Below are 16,555 nucleotides of genomic sequence, written 5' to 3'. Positions count from 1 at the left end.
AAGAATTCCTCTATCAGAAGAAAAATAATTGTTTCACCGGCTGATGGAAGGGTAATGTATATTTACCCGGTTAAGAATGGCGTTGTAGTTTCAAAAAAAAATGGGGAAAATATTGCAATTGATGAAATCAGTAAAACCTCTGTTGGCAATAAAAATGGATGGCTTATAGGAATCTATATGTCTCCTTTTGATGTTCATTATAATTATTCACCAATAAATGGCTCTGTTCAATCTATTTTTCATTATCAAACTGGGTTTAATTTGCCAATGGTGGATTTTTGGGAGTATATTAACTTCGCATTTTTAAGAAAAGCAGTAAATCTTTTTTCTAGGAAATTTCATTTTATAAATGAGAGAATGACAATTGAAATTGTTAATGAAAAAATATCGTGTGTGCTCATTCTCATTGCCGATAAATTCGTAAATAAAATCACTAAATTCTTTGATAAGGGTAGTGAATTGTCCATTGGCCAAAAAATATCATTCATTGAACGGGGTTCTCAAGCTGATTTATTCATAGCTTCAGAAAAATTAAATTTTAGAGTTAAAGTTGGTCAACAAGTGTATGGCTGTAAGACTATTATTTGTAAATACGATGTTTGAAAAATGAATTTTAAGTCCAAATATTTCCTTCACCCGCTTCCTAGATAATAATCAATACAAATATATATTTCACATGCTCTTCAGAAGTCGAAATAACCTAAGTGAGAGACAGTTGCCATCATTGGTTATAATTGGTAATCATACCCAAGGATTAGGAATTATTCATTCTGCCGGAAGTTGTAAACTTCCAATTTTTGTCTTAAATGATGAAGTGTTTAGCAGCTCTAGATTTTCAAAATATATATCGAATTATATAAAAATTTCACATGGAACCATAAAAAATTTAGCTCTGGCAAGTAAAAATGAAGAATTAACTAATGCATTATTAAGTCTTCCTATTGGTTATCCATCGATTTTAATGGGAATAAATGAAGATATCATAAACTATATTTATACTAACAAAAATGAATTATCAAAAAAATATTATATACCTAACAATTCGTACCATCTAATTTTTGATAAATATGAATTTAATCGCTTATTAGAAGACGAAAATAAGGTTCCAACTTATTTGCTCAAAGATATCGATCGAGAGTCGTATCTTACTGATAATTATATAATGAAAAGCAGAGTTGGGAATAAATTAAGGAATTTTATTGATGAAAAAGCAATCAAACTTAACACAATTTCTCAGAGCGATTTAGAAAGTATATATAGTAATTTTAATAAAGATGAATTAATTATCCAGGAGATTATTAAATCCAAATACCCGGTAAAATCTTCATGTGCGTTTTCAATTGATGGAGAAATTATTGGCTTATTCCAATATGAAAAGTTGAGACAGCATCCGAACCAATTTGGTACTGGGACCTATCTTAAAAGTTTTTTTGATGCAAAAATATTAGATATATCGCAAAATATTCTTGCAAAATTGCGTTATACAGGAATATCTGAAATAGAGTTTATTTTGGATGAAAGAGATAACAATTACAAAATAATAGAAATGAATCCACGAACATGGAAATCCATTAATTTTTCTTCACAATGTGGTCAAAATCTGGTGGAGAAGTACATTCAGTTTGTCTTAAAGAATAAAGTCTCACCGTCAACGAATTATAAAATAGATTATTATTGGGTGGATTTATTTACAGATATACCACAAATGTTTAGGGAAAAACGAATATTTAAGTATTCAAGAAAAAATTTGTTTGAATGTATGTTTAGTATCAGTGATCCTTTACCATTTATTAGTACAATATTGTTCTCGCCCATTTTATTTTTTAAAAAAATATTCAATAAACGTACTTTAAAAAATTAACTCTTAATCATGATTGCCATTAACATAACTTATTAAAAAGTTATAGCATGCGGTTGAAAGTATATTACTCAGATTAAATTTACTTTTATGCAAAATGTAATATCACCATTTTATTCAAAGGAAAGAGACCTGATACTTGAAGGTTATCTATTAGAAAATAACAATAATTTAAATTTTACACTTCGAAAAAAATTTTATTACAGTATAGTCAGACCAATTATACCGTTAAGGATTCGACAAAGGTTGCAAAGCAAGTACAATTCTAAAGTCGAGTATAAGGAAAATTTTATATCTGAAGATCTTATAGACTATTTAAAGGAAAAGTTCAATTTTAATACACTTGTAAGGAATTTATATCCTCAGAGTTTCGCTTCAGCTCTTATATTAACGCACGACGTTGAGGAACAAAATGGTTTTGATTTCATTCCTAATGTGCTCGAACTTGAAGAGAAGTACGGATTTAAATCTGCCTGGAATATTGTTCCCTATAAGTACAAACTAGATGAGGGAATTATAAAATTAATTCAAGATTCAGGTCATGAGATCGGGATACATGGATACAATCATGATGGAAAACTATATTACTCTGAAAAAATTTTTAATTATAGGGCTAGCTTTATTAATGAGGCTATAAAAAAATATAATGCAGTCGGATTCAGATCGCCGCAAGTCCATCGAAATTTAATGTGGTTGCAAAAATTGGATATCAAGTACGATGCTTCTTGTTTTGACTATGATCCCTTCCAACCTTTTCCGGGTGGAACTGGATCAATCTGGCCCTTTATTGTAGGAAAATTTGTGGAATTACCATACACATTACCGCAAGATCACACTTTGTTTTATGTTTTAAAAGTTAAGGATATTAATATTTGGAAGAGGAAGGCTGAGTGGTTGTTAAAAAACAATGGGATGATATTAGCCCTAACACATCCGGATTATTTAATTAACAAGAATCATTTGAAATTTTATGAAGAATTGCTGGATTATTTAAATACGATTGAAAATACATGGAAATGTCTTCCCAAGGATATGTCTCTCTGGTGGAAGAATAAATTTGAAAACAATTGATTAATAAATTTAGATGGAGAATAACTGGTAATAGCATTTGTAATAGTGTCAGTAATATCAGTGATATTACTAAATAGCTTAACTTTTCTCTTACTCTCTAATGTCACATCATCGTTAAAAATGAAAGTAGCGCTAATTAAATTGTCATCCTTTAGTTTCAAGTGTATTGCCGTTATTTGCTTAGTGAAAATTTTTTCTAAACTTCGCAAAATTTTTTTATCAATTTTATCAGTTATCCTTTTAGGTAAATTCATATCCCTTCTTCTTCGGAACTGTTCTAGCCTAATCAATAACCCTTGTTCTTGCTCCACAATCTTTTGCGAAAATAAATGAGACAATAAATATTTCTGCTGCTTGTTTATTTCTATAGATAGTGATTTTCCCCATTTTATAGAGGTTGGTTTAGAAATATTGAGTTCCTTGCAAATTTTAACATAAGTATATCCAAGTGCCTTAAGCTCAATAAATCGATACTTAAGTTCTTCTTTCTTCATTTTGTTCCTATAGGTATATAGAAAGTAAAATTCTGTTGGTTCAATTTATCTCAAAGGTAAACAAAAAGTAAACTTATTTTTAAATTATTGCAGTATTAAAGCAAATTCAAATTAAATGTTTAAAAAAAATCTCAAAGTCACTGCTCATATTGAAATCCACTTCGTAAATAATTATTCTCTAAATAAGTATTGCTTTGTTAGCCAGAGAATAAACTGTAATTTTGGAATGAAAAAATAAAGTAACCGCTCAATATTACAGTTATTATTAAATTACCATAAAATTAAAGTCGAGAGGAATTAAAAAATGCAAGTACCATTTCTAGATTTAAAATTCAATACAAATCAATAAAAAATGAAATAGATCCTGCCATACAAAATATAATAGATAATACAGCGTTCGTTCTAGGTAAGGCTGTTTTTGATTTTGAAGCAGCGTTTGCTAAAGAGCATGGTGCTAAACATTGTCTCGGTGTTAGCTCGGGAACAGACGGAAATCACCTCGCATTGTGGGCATTAGGAATTAAAGCCGGCGATGAAGTGATAATTCCGGCAAACACATTTATTGCAACCGCTTGGGGAGCAACTCTTTGCGGTGCCATGCCTGTCTTTATAGATTGTGAACCCGATAGTTACAATATAGATCCTAAAAAAGTTGAAGCAGCTATTACTCCCAAAACTAAAGCGATTGTTGCAGTTCATCTTTATGGTCAGCCTGCTGATTTAGATCCGTTAAGAGAGGTTGCAAAGAAACATAAATTGTTTTTAGTTGAAGATTGTGCACAATCTCATTTTGCTGAGTATAAGGGCAAAAGAATAGGGGGATTATCTGACACAGCTTCTTTCAGCTTTTATCCTGGTAAGAATTTAGGAGCGTATGGTGAAGGCGGAGCGGTTACAACAAACAGTGAGGAGGTTGCAAACAAAGTTAAAATGCTTAGAGACCATGGGGCCGTTCAAAAATACAATCACGAAATGCTTGGGCACAATTACAGAATGGAAGGTATACAAGGTGCGGTACTTGGTGTTAAACTTAGGCACCTTGATAAATGGACCGAAGGTAGGAGACATGCAGCTAAGAAATATTATGAATTTTTAAAGGATTTTCCCTCAATAACTTTGCCGAAAGAAATGGACTATGCTAAACATGTTTATCATTTGTTCGTAATCCAAGTTAATGAAGGTGGAATTAAAAGAAGGGATGATTTGGCAAAATTTCTTAATGAGTATGGCGTTTCAACTGGATTGCACTACCCTGTACCATTACATTTACAGCCTTGTTTCAGAAATTTGGGATATAAGAAGGGGGACTTTCCTCAAACAGAAAAACTTGCTGAATGCGGATTATCTTTACCTATGTATCCTGAGCTGACTGATGAGCAAATAGAATACGTCAGCGCTAAAATTATGGCTTTTTTTAAGATTAATTAGTTCTTAGACATCTAAAATCTCAATTTGAGATTTTAGATCATTTGAATAGATAATAATCTTTCCATAAAAGCTTTTTTTTTATAAATTTAGAGTAGCATAAAAGTTGATTGTTAAATAGTACATATTCCAGGTTTTGTTATATTAGGGTAAATGTAGGAATGATAGTAAAAACCATCAAAAACAAAAAATCTAGAGACAAAAAATGAATCTGAAAGTTAACTTCCTCCTAATATTTATTGGTTATTATTTTAACTTCTAATGTTACTGCCCAAATTACGGATGCAGAACTTGGAAGAGGCTCATTTGCCCGCTCTGGATTATATGATTTTTCCGATCCGGGAACAGTAAATATTAAAGTCGCAGTTTGGGGATACGTTTCAAGACCAGGAAAATATATTGTCCCTGAATATACAACTGTAAGTGATCTTCTTTCTTTTGCTGGAGGACCAAATCGGGATTCGGAATTGGAGGACTTAAGGATTTATCGAACGCTGGAAAATGGCAAAGAGGAAATGATCAAATTCAGTTACAATGATATAATGTGGGAAAGTAATTTAAGCACAAAAACTAGATTTACTCCTGTACTTCAAGCAAGTGATATTTTGGTAATTCCTGGAAGTCCAAAACTTTTTTGGACTGATTGGTTTAGCATCGGTATGCAGATATTTTCGGTTGCGCTAACCATTCTTAATTTAGTTTTAGTAATAAATTACTATAAATAATTGGAAATAATACAAATTTAAATATTATGATAAACAATAGTTCGAATATTCGTGCCAACACATTTAGAGACTACATTAATTTATTTAGAAGTAATATTACCATTATTGCAATTATTACTGCAATAATTTTAATAGGTACAACTATTTACGCAATTATTAGTCCCAATATTTATACATCAGCTGTAACTTTAAAAATTTCACCTCCGAGTGGAAATATACTCAGTAAGGGTTTTGGGGATTTTTCAAATTTAAGCGGTCAAGGTAATGATAGATTTATTGCTAATGAAATTCAGACAATTTATAATTCAACAATAATTGATCAAGTAGCAAGATCAATCATCGACACCTTTAATGTCAAGAAGAATAAAGATGATTTCAGTTTAATATTTGATAATAGTCTATTTCAAAGCGAGGGAACATCTTTAAAGTCGGTAGGTGAAGTTGCAGGTGATATATTTTCTAACGCGAAAATAATGCAAATGAATGATCTGGATTTTATAGAAATAACCGCGAAATCACAATCGCCGCAGGAGGCGGCTTTAATAGCAAACACCTTTGCAAAAAAATACCAAGAGTTTAATCTTCTTGAAAATAGAAAACAGATTACAGTTGTAAAGGAATTTTTAGGTAATCAGATAAAAGAAAAACAACAGGAACTTTATGCTGCAGAAGATGCAATTAGGGAATATCAGTTAGAAAAAGGCGGTGTTCAGCTTAATGCACAAGCGCAATTACTTATCTCAAAGCTTGCTGAGTTTGAATCTCAGAAAAACATGGCAAAGATTAATATGTCTGTTTCAAAGGAAAAATTAAGTCAATATAAAAGTGAATTGGAAAAAAAGGATCCCACAATTTCCAACTTCCTAGCTAATAAAACTTCTGAACCTTATCTGCAAAAAATTAATGAAGAAATTGCCAGCCTTCAGACTCAAAGAGATATTGCACTTGCCGGCAGTAGGACAGCAAATGCTAATAATACTTTGGTTGCAGAACTTGATGCCAAAATAAATTCACTGAAGGACAAACGTGATAAAAGTCTGAAGGAATATGGAAATCAGATATTATCTTCAAGTCCTGAAGAAATAAAAGTTTTATCCCAAAAGACATTTGAAGAGGAAGTAACCTACCAATCATTATTAGAATCGTATAATAGTTATACAAATGTTATTAATAGATACGAACAGGATTTTAATAAGCTCCCTACCAGTACACTTGATTATGCTAGATTGGAAAGAAGAAGACTTGCTGATGAAAGTCTTTACAACACTCTTGTTGCAAAACATCAGGAGGCACAGCTTAATGAGCAAGCTACACCTGGAAATGTTTTAATTATGAACACAGCTAATCCGTCTCGTAAACCATCAGAACCAAATCGAATAATGATAATAGCCATGGGATTATTCATAGGGCTGGGTTGTAGCTTAGGATACGTGTATGTAAAAAATTATTTTGATAAAACAATTAAAACACCGGAAGATATTGAATCACAGAATATTAACGTTTTAGCTTGGATTCCCAAAATATCTGATGAAGAAAGTTTGGGATTAAAAATCCAGAATTAATTGTTGCTCAAAAACCAGATTCAATTTCAAGTGAGGCCTTTAGAACTATAAGAACCAGGCTGCAATTTTCACATATTTCTAAAGGATCAAAAGTCATTTTAATCACCTCCTCTGCACCTGGTGAAGGTAAAACAACAATTTCTACCAATTTAGCCGCTAGTTTTGCTCAGGCAAATAAGAAAAGCGTTATTGTTGATTGCGATCTCAGGAAGCCCAGGTTATACTCTTTATTCAGTGACAGTGATACTGAAGGATTTCTAGACTATTTATTTGGTCGGGTTAAGTATGAAAAAATCATTAAGAAATCTGAGGTAAGAAATTTAGATTTTATTACTGCAGGATCGATACCATCTAATCCGTCCGAAATTTTAGGTTCTCCGGTAATGAAATCTTTTGTTGAAAAACTGAGAAGCGATTATGAGATTGTTATAATTGATTCCCTCCAATAATGGCAGTTTCTGATTCTGAAATTTTAGCACGGTTTGTTGATGTTTGCTTGTTAGTGGTTTCTGCCAATACATCTGAGGTCGACTGGCTCAATGAATCTGTTAACTTACTAAAACAAGAGCACATCAATTTTGCTGGTGTTCTGCTTAATAATTTTAATTATAAGAGTGGTTATCATTCATATTATAAATATTACGACCATTACACCGAAAGTTATAAAAACGGGTCAAAAAAAGTACCGAGAAAAATTAGGCTGACCGTACCCGTTTAGGTTAATTTTTATAAGTTAAATTACTGATAGTAGTTGTAATGTAGTCTGTTTACTTTCGGGGAAGATAAAATAGATTATTATTGGATATTGTACATGGCATTTAATTCGATGTCATAAATAAATTGTTGTGAATAATCATTGCGAGGGAAGGGGTAATACTCATCTAAATGTATTGTGTTTCATAAAAAGTAACACTTTATCTCATAGTGAGATTTATTAAATATTAATCTAAAAGATAATTTGTTTTTTTGGCGATAACGTATTATAATGTTCTAGAGTGAGGGCATACTTTTTTGACAAACTACAATAACCAAATTTAAATTAAACATTGAAGCACAAATTTGAAGAAGTTGCGTTAGCATGGTAAAGTTCCCTAAATTTAAATATTACCTTTTTGTCTTCGATGTGTTTATATTCTTAATTTCATTCTTAACTACAGCCTTGATTTTAAGAACTAATTACAATTTAACGCTCTTCCAAATATTTTTTCCTGATATACGTACTATTTCGCTTGCTTTTCTTTCTGTAGGTGTTTTTTATTTATATATCAGTATAACAGCCTATATAAAATAAATATCATCATCACTCGTGCTGCGCATCTAACGGCCATTATACACTCAATTTTTTATGGCTTCATTACAATTATTGTAATATCGTTTTTAATTAAATCAACTTGGATTACCGATTCACGATTAACCTTGTTGACTTTTATTATTGTACTAGTATTTTATTCTTACATATTAAGAGTTGAGATTTATAGAAGATTTTATATCATTTTGAAGAACAAGCAGTTCAAAAGAAATCTTATTTTGGTTGGTGGGGGGAAGGCTGGCCAATTATTAGCAACCAGATTAATACTTGAAAATGCTATTGGTATTAATATCGTTGGATTCGTTGATGATAATAAAAAAAATCGGTACACCAATAGTTGGAAATAAAACTGTTATTGGAAATGTGGCTCAGATTCCATTTGTAATTGATAAGTACGATGTTGATGAGATTTTGATAGTAATTGATAATATATCTTATGAACGACTATTAGAGATCCTCGATATTTGTAAATCACTTGATTTGAACGTTAGGCTTGCATCTGAATTATTTGATGTCGTTGTAAAGAAGGTATCCACAGAAAAGTATGCCGAATTCCCGGTTGTTGATGTATCGCCGAGAATAAATAATACTGTAAATCTTTTATGAAAAGATTTTTTGATGTTGTATCGGCGGCTTTAGGAATCATTTTCTTGTCCCCGGTCTTTTTGACTATTGCTTTCATAATCAAAATGTCCTCTAAAGGTCCAATTTTATTTTACCAGACAAGAATTGGAAGAAATGGTCGAGCCTTTCAAATGTACAAGTTTAGATCGATGTACGTTAGCAAAGGTGAGGATGAGGAACGAGCTAAAATGATGATAGAATTCATGAAAAAGGAAAATCAGGATGGACCTGGCCAGAAAGTGATTAACATCAAAAGAGTGACTAAAATCGGTCAAATAATTCGAAAAACCTCACTTGACGAATTACCGCAATTATTTAACGTAATCCGAGGAGAAATGAGCCTTGTGGGGCCGCGGCCATGTCTACCTTACGAGTACGAAAATTACGCAGAATGGCAAAAAGAAGACTAAGTGTCATTCCAGGTTGTACTGGCGTCTGGCAAGTTGCTGGAAGAAGCAATGTATCATTTAAGGATTCTGTGGTATTAGATTTGTATTATATTAATAATATGTCACCATGGCTGGATTTACAAATACTCTTGAAGACAATACCAGTAATTTTGTTTGCCCGCGGTGGTAAATAGGAAAAATCAGGCATGTTGGGATATTATATTCGAATAACGATGGAGAAAATATGAAAGTCGGCATTATAGGATTAGGATATTGGGGACCAAACCTCGTAAGAAATTTCCTTGGACAAAAATCCGTAGATAAAGTAGTAGCTTGTGATAAAAGAGCTGAAAGACTAGAATTTATTAAGAGTAAATCGCCTAATATTGGTGTTACTGAGAGCTTAGAAGAATTATTGCATAGTGATCTTGATGCTATTGTTATCGCAACTCCAGTTGAAGCCCATTTTACTCTTGCAAAACAAGCGCTTGAACATGGCAAACATATTTGGGTAGAAAAGCCATTCACCGCCACTTCGCAGCAAGCTGAAGATTTACTTGAACTAGCTGATAAGAAAAATTTGAGAATTTTTGTTGATCATACTTTCGTTTACACAGGCGCCGTTCGTAAAATGAAAGAGATAGTTGCCAAAGGTGAACTTGGAAAGATACTGCATTTCGATTCTGTACGAATAAATTTGGGACTTTTTCAAAAGGATATAAATGTTATTTGGGACCTCGCACCTCATGATCTTTCAATCATGAACTATGTTTTGAAACCATTTGAAGCCTACAACCGTATCTGCAAATGGAATTGCTAATTACAACGGAAAAGAAAATATTGCCCACATTTCATTGTACTTTGAAGAAAATTGCTTTGCTCACTTCCATGTTAACTGGACCTCTCCAGTTAAAATACGAAGAATGATTGTTGGAGGGTGACAAAAGATGCTTGTATTTGATGACATGGAGAATTTCGAAAAAATTAAAGTTTATGATGCAGGTGTTGATATCAAAATACCGCTAGTATTCACGAGGCACTTGTGCAGTATAGACTTGGTGATATGTACTCCCAAAAGTCATTCAAACAGAAGCCCTTGACCTTGCCGCAAAAGAATTTTTAAATAGCATTAACGAAAACCGAGAACCTCTTACAAGCGGAAAAGATGGTTTAGATGTTGTGCGCATTTTGGAAGTTGCGGATCTTTCATTGCAGAATAAAGGACAGCTGTTTGATATTAACAGCAGAGTGATGGTTTAAAACATAGTATTTAATTAAAGAATAAAATTAAGCTCGATAAATGGAAAAGAAAATATTAACAATGTAAAGCTCGGTAAAGACGTAAAGATATTCGATTTTGTTAATCTTTATGGATGTTCTATTGATGATTACTCAAAGGTTGGTACTTTTGTTGAAATTCAGAAAAATGCCACTATTGGAAAAAACTGTAAAATTTCCTCGCATACTTTCATTTGTGAGGGTGTTCATATAGAAGATAATGTATTTATCGGGCACAATGTTACTTTTATAAATGATAAGTATCCTCGATCAACAAATATCGATGGATCCATGCAAACTGAGAGTGACTGGAAAGTAGTCGAAACTCGCATTAAAAGGGAGCTTCAATTGGTTCATCTTCAACAATATTATGCGGTTTAACAGTTGGAGAGAATGCGATTGTCGGTGCAGAGTTCAGTTGTAACAAAGGATGTCGCTCCTAATACGATCGTGGCAGGAGTTCCAGCAAAACCCCTTAAGAAAAAAGCTTTTACTGAAAACTAATAACCTACTTCAATAACATCATTTTTCTTGTACTGACAAATTCATTATTTGCTTCAAGTCTGTAAATATATGTGCCGCTTGGTAATCCATCACTGTTAAAAGTGTATTCATGGTTTCCGGCGGTAATTTTATTATTAACAAGTTCTTGAATCATTTCCCCAATAAATTATAGACTACAAGTTTCACTTCACTTTCAACTTTTAGTGAAAATTTTATTTTCGTGCTAGGATTAAAGGGATTGGGATAATTTTGTGCCAGATTATACTCAGCTGGAACTTCCGATTTTTGTGAATCTGTACTAAGCGTTAAATTCTTGAATGGAAACTAGGAGCAGTAATATTTTGAAAATTATCTCCGGTCAAAATGGTTGACACAAATCCCTCAAAATTCCAAGTAATATTAGGGTCAATATTTGCAAATGCATTGGTATTAGTTAATCTGAATCTACCGACTAGCAAATTAGACTCCGTAATCTGATCTGACCCAGCCATGGATGCAAATGTCAGTTTTGGATCGCCATCACCAGTGTTTACTCCTATACCAAAAGTTGGCAGATTATTTAGCTGAGAAGTTCCATCGATATAAGTGAACGATAATTCTCCACCGTTTGCAATATTGTAATTAAATAAGAAAGTACATTGATAGGAGGTTAGATTAAATGATGAATTAGAACCTTTGATAGTTACATCAAACTCAATTACATTCTCACTCATCCTCGTACCATTTATTAGACTCATATTATAATCTGGTTGAGAATAGCTGAGATTTGTACTTAGGAAGGTCATAACTAATAAAAGTTTTGAAATGTTTAGCTAGGAGATAAAATTACTTAAAGAAAAAAATGAAAAGATTCATTAATTTGATAAAAAGTGACTTACAGTGAGAATTAATTGTTAAGTTTAATTTCATAGCTTGAAAATTGAAGGAGACGAATCGGTCTTGTTAAAAAGAGTCAGGGTGGAGAGATTTGAATTCTAAAAGGCAAATTTGAATTCGATTGGAAATTGCGTTATTTGAAAAATTTTGAACTTTTTAGTGATTTTGTGATCCTTCAGATTCCCCCTAATTCCCTAGTGTTCCTGGAGTAAGTGTGCAGAATTTGTGCACCGTAATCTTTGGAAAAAATTATAGAAAATTATTTTACGATTTTTTTTCTTTCGTATTATTATTTTTTTGTTTTAATATTTCATCAATATCTGCTTTCCTATAACGAACTTCTTTTGTTTCGGGAATTTTTTCAAATGGAATTTTTTTTCAGCCGTCCAATTTTGAATTGTTTTTTCTTTACTTGCAAGTATTCAGCCAGCTGATCTTGATTCATCAATTCACGAACTGGTGATATAGTTTGCAGCGTGCCAGTTGGTTGGGGTTGTGCTTGTTTAATGAAGTATTGTCTCCAATATAAATCATCTGGATTTGAGTAAATTTTGAATAAGTATTATCTGTATCTTCAATTATTTTGCAAGAAATAGTGATTGAGCTTCTTCTTGTAGGATTGTAGAACGAATAAATTAGTCGATCGTTTTTCACAGTATATTTTTTAATTTCTTCCTTTAACTCCTTTTCTCTTATTTTTTCATTTCCAATTTCTTCTTTTAGATTGATCACTTCTAATTTTGGATTTTTAATTTCTCTTTTTTCTTTTGTTTTTGAACTTGGGTCTAAACTGTAAAAAATATCCATTACCACCTCCTCCGCTCAACAATGAGTTGTTTCAAACAATAATTTTTCTTAATACTAAGTAATAAATCCCATTATGACCAATAGGAATTGAATACTTTGCCAGTCCTCTTTCACTAAATAGTGTAACATCACTATAGATATCATGAATAAGCTTTGCTTTATGGCTTAAAGGAAGTTTATACTGCCAGCTGTGTAGGGATGATCAATTTCAGTCTCATGAATATGTAGCTGTTCTTGATATCCTTTTGGATTTTCCCAGTGAGTAATTATTTGTTTAATCTTCGTCATTTTCAGAAATTTTTTTTACCTTAGTTAAATTAACTATTGGACACTAAGTTTTGAAAGTCATAGAATCTAGATAAATGGGGTAGGATGGTGAATGATAGAGGTGAAGGGTTAAAGAAAATAACTCTTGACAATAAAAATAAAAAGGCATAGAATTAACTGTAAGAGGTGGGTGGGTGGGCAAAGATTAAAAATAAGGAGTAAAAAATGAAAAAGAAACTATAAAATACGATAAGCAATTAAGCAAACAGTGCTCGATTTGCTCGAAAATGGACAATTAGCTTCTATGGAGGAAGCACGTAGGAAATTAAATATAAAAGGCTCTTGGACGATTCAAAAGTGGATTAAGAGCCTAAATAGATTATATCTTCTACCAAAATTGAAAGATTCGGCGAATGAAGGATGAAGTTGAAGTTCTAAAGATTCAGATCCAGATCTTTATTCTGCTATTCGGGAAACACTAGCCGATGAACAATTAAAAAAATGACTCAGCTGATGAGAAAATATCAAAGGCAGCTATAAATTCAGAAAGGAATACAAATGCTCAGAACAAATTCTGACAAATTTAATTTATTCAACATATTCAAAGAAAGAGTTGACGAAAATTGAAAAATCTATAAAAATAGCTTGAAGAGTATTATAGGTCAAGTGTCCTAAAACCAAAGCACAAGCTCTATTAGAGTTAATAGAATCATATTATGCGCGGAATAAGGAATATACTCCCAATATTTGTGATGCGGATGCTTATACAATGCACTGGATCCAAGCATATCGCGATTATACCAAACGAATATCTAGCGATACTAGAAATCAGTTTGGCAGACTTGAAGGCCCGCTTCATATAATTCCCGGCACTTCAAACTGGAATACCACCAAAGACTGGCGAACTGAGCAGAAGGTATCTGAAAATAAAGAGGTCGCTAATGCTTAAGAATACTTATACAAATGTAGATTTTTATTTATCTGCTTATTTATTAACCAACGGGTGCTCCTTGAAGGGGCACCGTAGGTCAAACCAACAAACAATCTTTGAGTTCGAAGATAATGCAAAACTCAGAGATCTGGTTAAAAAAATATTATAGCATGACTTCGACTGTAAATTCTATGGCCTACAGGTCAAAAATATCAGAAGTCTTAAAGTTGTGATACACTCTACAAATTCTAATTCAAAGGAACACAATCACAATGGAAACAGATTTAATAACAAATGAAGGACAAATTGATGCAATAACAAATTACCGAAAATAAAAGATATATTTGTTTCAGAGGAAACGGTACATCCCCATTGTATGAAGAACCCGCTACTTTCGAAGTGGGTTTATAAAACAATCACTTATAATGTAAAGAAAAATTGTAGAACAAATTCAGAAACATTAACCGATGATGAAAGAAGAGAAGAACGTAAAGCTGAAGAACTTGGATATTTCAACATCGAAGACATTCAAGAGAATTACTGAAAAAATGAAAATCTTAGCCACTGAATTTATTCTTCTAGATTTTGATAAGCTCAGCATCGATATCATTGAACTGAAAAATCTATTAAAGAACAAATCTGAAGTTTATGCTTTTATTTCCTTAAGCGGTAAGAGGAGTTAAAGTAATATTCAGATTAGAAAGACCAATCACAGATCCCATCTTCTTTTCAAAACTTTATAAACACTATGCTAGGTTATACGGATCTGATTTGGGATCGGCCAGATAATACTTCAGATGTATCCAGAACCATGCTCACTTTCGACTTTTTTCCGGATAAAGTAATATGTTAACGAAGTTGCTTAGCTCTTCAGGTAGATGGCATTGATCTTTCAACGTCAACGAATAAGAAAAGCAGAGACCGTTAGGAAGTTCCCAAAATTATTGAATCGACTGAGTTAGGGAAATCGAAACACCGCCTAACCAGCATAATTGGAACTATGATTGATAAAAAATTTGATCCGGAATTTGCAATAAACCTGGCTTTACGTTTGGACGGAACCGAAATCGGGGTAGAACCTCTGCCGGTTGATGAAGTTATTGCTACAGTCGAGTAAGCTTGTATAATAAATATTCAAGCTGACATTCTAGAAAGGATTTCTTAGAGTAAAGGTAAGGAAATTTATCAAGATTGGATTGTGAAAGACAATTCTTCATTGAGAAAATCAGCGAATGAGTTCAACATAGCATGTTGGAGAAAGAATCTGCAGACAAAGAGAGTTGATCGGATGGGTTAAAAGATGAAGTGAAGCAAGCTTATTCTAGACACGCTCCAAAAACATATCAAACATCTAGCTAGTTATTGGATTATCTTGGATGTTCCTAACTTAGAAAGAATGATTATCAAGTGAAACTGGAAAGGTGTAATTGAAGTTCAATATTCCATGCTTCCGGAAAAAATTAAGATCATCCAGTTTATTGAAGATTATCTTGCCAGAACTTTTGGAGCATGTAAAGATTTTATCAAGAAGTATTTAGCTGTTTATTGCCATAGCAATTTTAAACTTCCCACCTTAATATTTTTTTCACACGGATTACGAGGCACTGGAAAGACTACTTTTTCTGAAATTCAATGGAGATCTATCCGGCTGTCAACATCAGTGGAACGGCAATGACAGAATTTCTCACGAGGTCAGAAGAGAAACTGTTAATAGTCGAAGAAAATAATTCGGATAAGGCTTCACAGTACAAAACATTAAAAAATGTTCGGTCAGAAATATGCTTTAGTTTCATAAGAAGTTCAAGGATCCGTATATGGTAAAGAATAATATGAATATAATCATACTATCAAATGAAATGTCGCTTTATCTAAAGAAGAGGAGCTTCCTACTGATGAATCAAATGACCAATTCTTTGTAGTGGAGTTAAAAAAGTTTGACAATGACATAGATAATAATTAACAATCAAGCGGTAGTTGATAGGCTTGTCCATTATATCAGAACTGAACTAAAGGAGTATTTTTGATTCTCTGGAAACAGAGAAGGCTGAAATACAACATTCGGTTCCGATAACAAGTGAAGAGAAGAATCTTTTTAATGTTAATACTACTGAAATAGATTTAGACACCGATTCAATAATTCAAAAACTATCGAAGAGATTTCAGACAGAAATAACCTTTGACTATAAACCTTCATTCAGAAAAGATATCTTCCAGTTGCGTTTATAACAGAATGGAATAACAACATTACAAAAAACCACAAGAATTCAGATTGTAAAAAAATCTGAAGAAACGGAAATTGATAGAATCCGATGATCCTAAAAAAATTCAGATTGTATTCGAAGAGAATACTATTTATAAGATGTCTGATGAATTCTTCAGCATGATAACAAGTGATTTTGAGGAGTGCCAGTAAGTGTCCATCAAAGTGCCTATAA

14 protein-coding genes and 4 pseudogenes are annotated in these 16,555 nt (G+C 32.4%); 14 read left to right on the top strand and 4 right to left on the bottom strand.

Annotated features, from left to right (window positions below):
* Window positions 1–12 precede the first annotated feature (12 nt).
* The 3 genes from IPM51_00090 (at window position 13) to IPM51_00080 (ending at window position 2,929) form a co-directional block, all read left to right on the top strand.
* Entirely contained in the window at window positions 13–603 is a 591-nt protein-coding gene (locus IPM51_00090) for a phosphatidylserine decarboxylase (GenBank protein MBK9282706.1), read from the top strand.
* A 73-nt stretch (window positions 604–676) separates the two neighbouring features.
* Window positions 677–1,861: a hypothetical protein gene (locus IPM51_00085; GenBank protein ID MBK9282705.1), complete on the top strand. Its 1,185-nt coding sequence runs from the start codon at window positions 677–679 to the stop codon at window positions 1,859–1,861.
* 87 nt (window positions 1,862–1,948) lie between these two features.
* A complete protein-coding gene (locus tag IPM51_00080; GenBank protein ID MBK9282704.1) occupies window positions 1,949–2,929 on the top strand; it encodes a polysaccharide deacetylase family protein in 981 nt (326 codons plus the stop codon).
* On the opposite strand, the gene IPM51_00075 is transcribed toward IPM51_00080, so the two are convergent.
* The gene (locus IPM51_00075) at window positions 2,845–3,423 is read right to left on the bottom strand and encodes a hypothetical protein (protein MBK9282703.1); all 579 of its coding nucleotides are present in this window, start codon (window positions 3,421–3,423) and stop codon (window positions 2,845–2,847) included. The two genes, IPM51_00080 and IPM51_00075, sit on opposite strands and share 85 nt — an antisense overlap.
* A 304-nt stretch (window positions 3,424–3,727) precedes the next feature.
* On the opposite strand from IPM51_00075, the pseudogene IPM51_00070 reads away from it, so the two are divergent.
* The 9 genes and pseudogenes from IPM51_00070 (at window position 3,728) to IPM51_00030 (ending at window position 11,239) form a co-directional block, all read left to right on the top strand.
* Window positions 3,728–4,851: pseudogene (locus tag IPM51_00070) on the top strand (DegT/DnrJ/EryC1/StrS family aminotransferase).
* 236 nt (window positions 4,852–5,087) lie between these two features.
* The gene (locus IPM51_00065; GenBank protein MBK9282702.1) at window positions 5,088–5,573 is read left to right on the top strand and encodes an SLBB domain-containing protein; all 486 of its coding nucleotides are present in this window, start codon (window positions 5,088–5,090) and stop codon (window positions 5,571–5,573) included.
* Window positions 5,574–5,599: 26 nt separating this feature from the next.
* Window positions 5,600–7,135 (top strand): hypothetical protein, encoded by a 1,536-nt coding sequence (locus tag IPM51_00060; GenBank protein ID MBK9282701.1) that lies wholly within the window; start codon window positions 5,600–5,602, stop codon window positions 7,133–7,135.
* On the top strand, window positions 7,117–7,584 hold the full coding sequence (locus IPM51_00055; protein ID MBK9282700.1) for a CpsD/CapB family tyrosine-protein kinase: 468 nt from the start codon (window positions 7,117–7,119) through the stop codon (window positions 7,582–7,584). Before IPM51_00060 ends, IPM51_00055 begins: the two co-directional genes overlap by 19 nt.
* Window positions 7,585–8,395: 811 nt before the next feature.
* The gene (locus IPM51_00050) at window positions 8,396–8,791 is read left to right on the top strand and encodes a hypothetical protein (protein ID MBK9282699.1); all 396 of its coding nucleotides are present in this window, start codon (window positions 8,396–8,398) and stop codon (window positions 8,789–8,791) included.
* On the top strand, window positions 8,751–9,050 hold the full coding sequence (locus IPM51_00045) for a hypothetical protein (protein MBK9282698.1): 300 nt from the start codon (window positions 8,751–8,753) through the stop codon (window positions 9,048–9,050). Before IPM51_00050 ends, IPM51_00045 begins: the two co-directional genes overlap by 41 nt.
* Window positions 9,047–9,651 (top strand): annotated as a pseudogene (locus tag IPM51_00040) (sugar transferase). The gene IPM51_00045 and the pseudogene IPM51_00040 overlap by 4 nt, the downstream one beginning before the upstream one ends.
* A gap of 50 nt (window positions 9,652–9,701) precedes the next feature.
* Window positions 9,702–10,717: pseudogene (locus tag IPM51_00035) on the top strand (Gfo/Idh/MocA family oxidoreductase).
* A 21-nt stretch (window positions 10,718–10,738) separates the two neighbouring features.
* Window positions 10,739–11,239 (top strand): annotated as a pseudogene (locus IPM51_00030) (N-acetyltransferase).
* A gap of 4 nt (window positions 11,240–11,243) precedes the next feature.
* On the opposite strand, the gene IPM51_00025 reads toward IPM51_00030, so the two are convergent.
* The 3 genes from IPM51_00025 to IPM51_00015 form a co-directional block, all read right to left on the bottom strand.
* Complete coding sequence (locus IPM51_00025; GenBank protein ID MBK9282697.1) at window positions 11,244–11,393, bottom strand: hypothetical protein; 150 nt, start codon at window positions 11,391–11,393, stop codon at window positions 11,244–11,246.
* Between the two features lie 151 nt (window positions 11,394–11,544).
* Window positions 11,545–11,952, bottom strand: coding sequence for a hypothetical protein (locus IPM51_00020; GenBank protein MBK9282696.1), 408 nt, complete (start codon window positions 11,950–11,952; stop codon window positions 11,545–11,547).
* Window positions 11,953–12,559: 607 nt separating this feature from the next.
* Entirely contained in the window at window positions 12,560–12,922 is a 363-nt protein-coding gene (locus IPM51_00015) for a hypothetical protein (GenBank protein MBK9282695.1), read from the bottom strand.
* A 1,036-nt stretch (window positions 12,923–13,958) separates the two neighbouring features.
* Between IPM51_00015 and IPM51_00010 the strand changes: the two genes are divergently transcribed.
* Together IPM51_00010 and IPM51_00005 are read left to right on the top strand one after the other, a co-directional pair.
* Window positions 13,959–14,138 (top strand): hypothetical protein, encoded by a 180-nt coding sequence (locus IPM51_00010; protein MBK9282694.1) that lies wholly within the window; start codon window positions 13,959–13,961, stop codon window positions 14,136–14,138.
* A 358-nt stretch (window positions 14,139–14,496) separates the two neighbouring features.
* A complete protein-coding gene (locus IPM51_00005) occupies window positions 14,497–14,664 on the top strand; it encodes a hypothetical protein (protein MBK9282693.1) in 168 nt (55 codons plus the stop codon).
* The last annotated feature ends 1,891 nt before the right edge of the window (window positions 14,665–16,555 follow it).

It is taken from the genome of Sphingobacteriaceae bacterium, assembly GCA_016715905.1.
Lineage (GTDB): Bacteria > Bacteroidota > Bacteroidia > B-17B0 > Aurantibacillaceae > Aurantibacillus.
This window is presented reverse-complemented; position numbering and strand designations above follow the sequence as displayed.

What these genes read in the sequence shown, in the direction of transcription:
- IPM51_00085 (MBK9282705.1), top strand. Translation starts at nt 677, where the DNA reads ATGCTCTTCAGAAGTCGAAATAACCTAAGTGAGAGACAGTTGCCATCA.
- IPM51_00080 (MBK9282704.1), top strand. Translation starts at nt 1,949, where the DNA reads ATGCAAAATGTAATATCACCATTTTATTCAAAGGAAAGAGACCTGATA.
- IPM51_00075 (MBK9282703.1), bottom strand. Translation starts at nt 3,423, where the DNA reads ATGAAGAAAGAAGAACTTAAGTATCGATTTATTGAGCTTAAGGCACTT.
- IPM51_00060 (MBK9282701.1), top strand. Translation starts at nt 5,600, where the DNA reads ATGATAAACAATAGTTCGAATATTCGTGCCAACACATTTAGAGACTAC.
- IPM51_00045 (MBK9282698.1), top strand. Translation starts at nt 8,751, where the DNA reads ATGATAATAAAAAAAATCGGTACACCAATAGTTGGAAATAAAACTGTT.
- IPM51_00025 (MBK9282697.1), bottom strand. Translation starts at nt 11,393, where the DNA reads ATGATTCAAGAACTTGTTAATAATAAAATTACCGCCGGAAACCATGAA.
- IPM51_00020 (MBK9282696.1), bottom strand. Translation starts at nt 11,952, where the DNA reads ATGAGTGAGAATGTAATTGAGTTTGATGTAACTATCAAAGGTTCTAAT.
- IPM51_00015 (MBK9282695.1), bottom strand. Translation starts at nt 12,922, where the DNA reads ATGGATATTTTTTACAGTTTAGACCCAAGTTCAAAAACAAAAGAAAAA.
- IPM51_00010 (MBK9282694.1), top strand. Translation starts at nt 13,959, where the DNA reads ATGCACTGGATCCAAGCATATCGCGATTATACCAAACGAATATCTAGC.
- IPM51_00005 (MBK9282693.1), top strand. Translation starts at nt 14,497, where the DNA reads ATGAAGAACCCGCTACTTTCGAAGTGGGTTTATAAAACAATCACTTAT.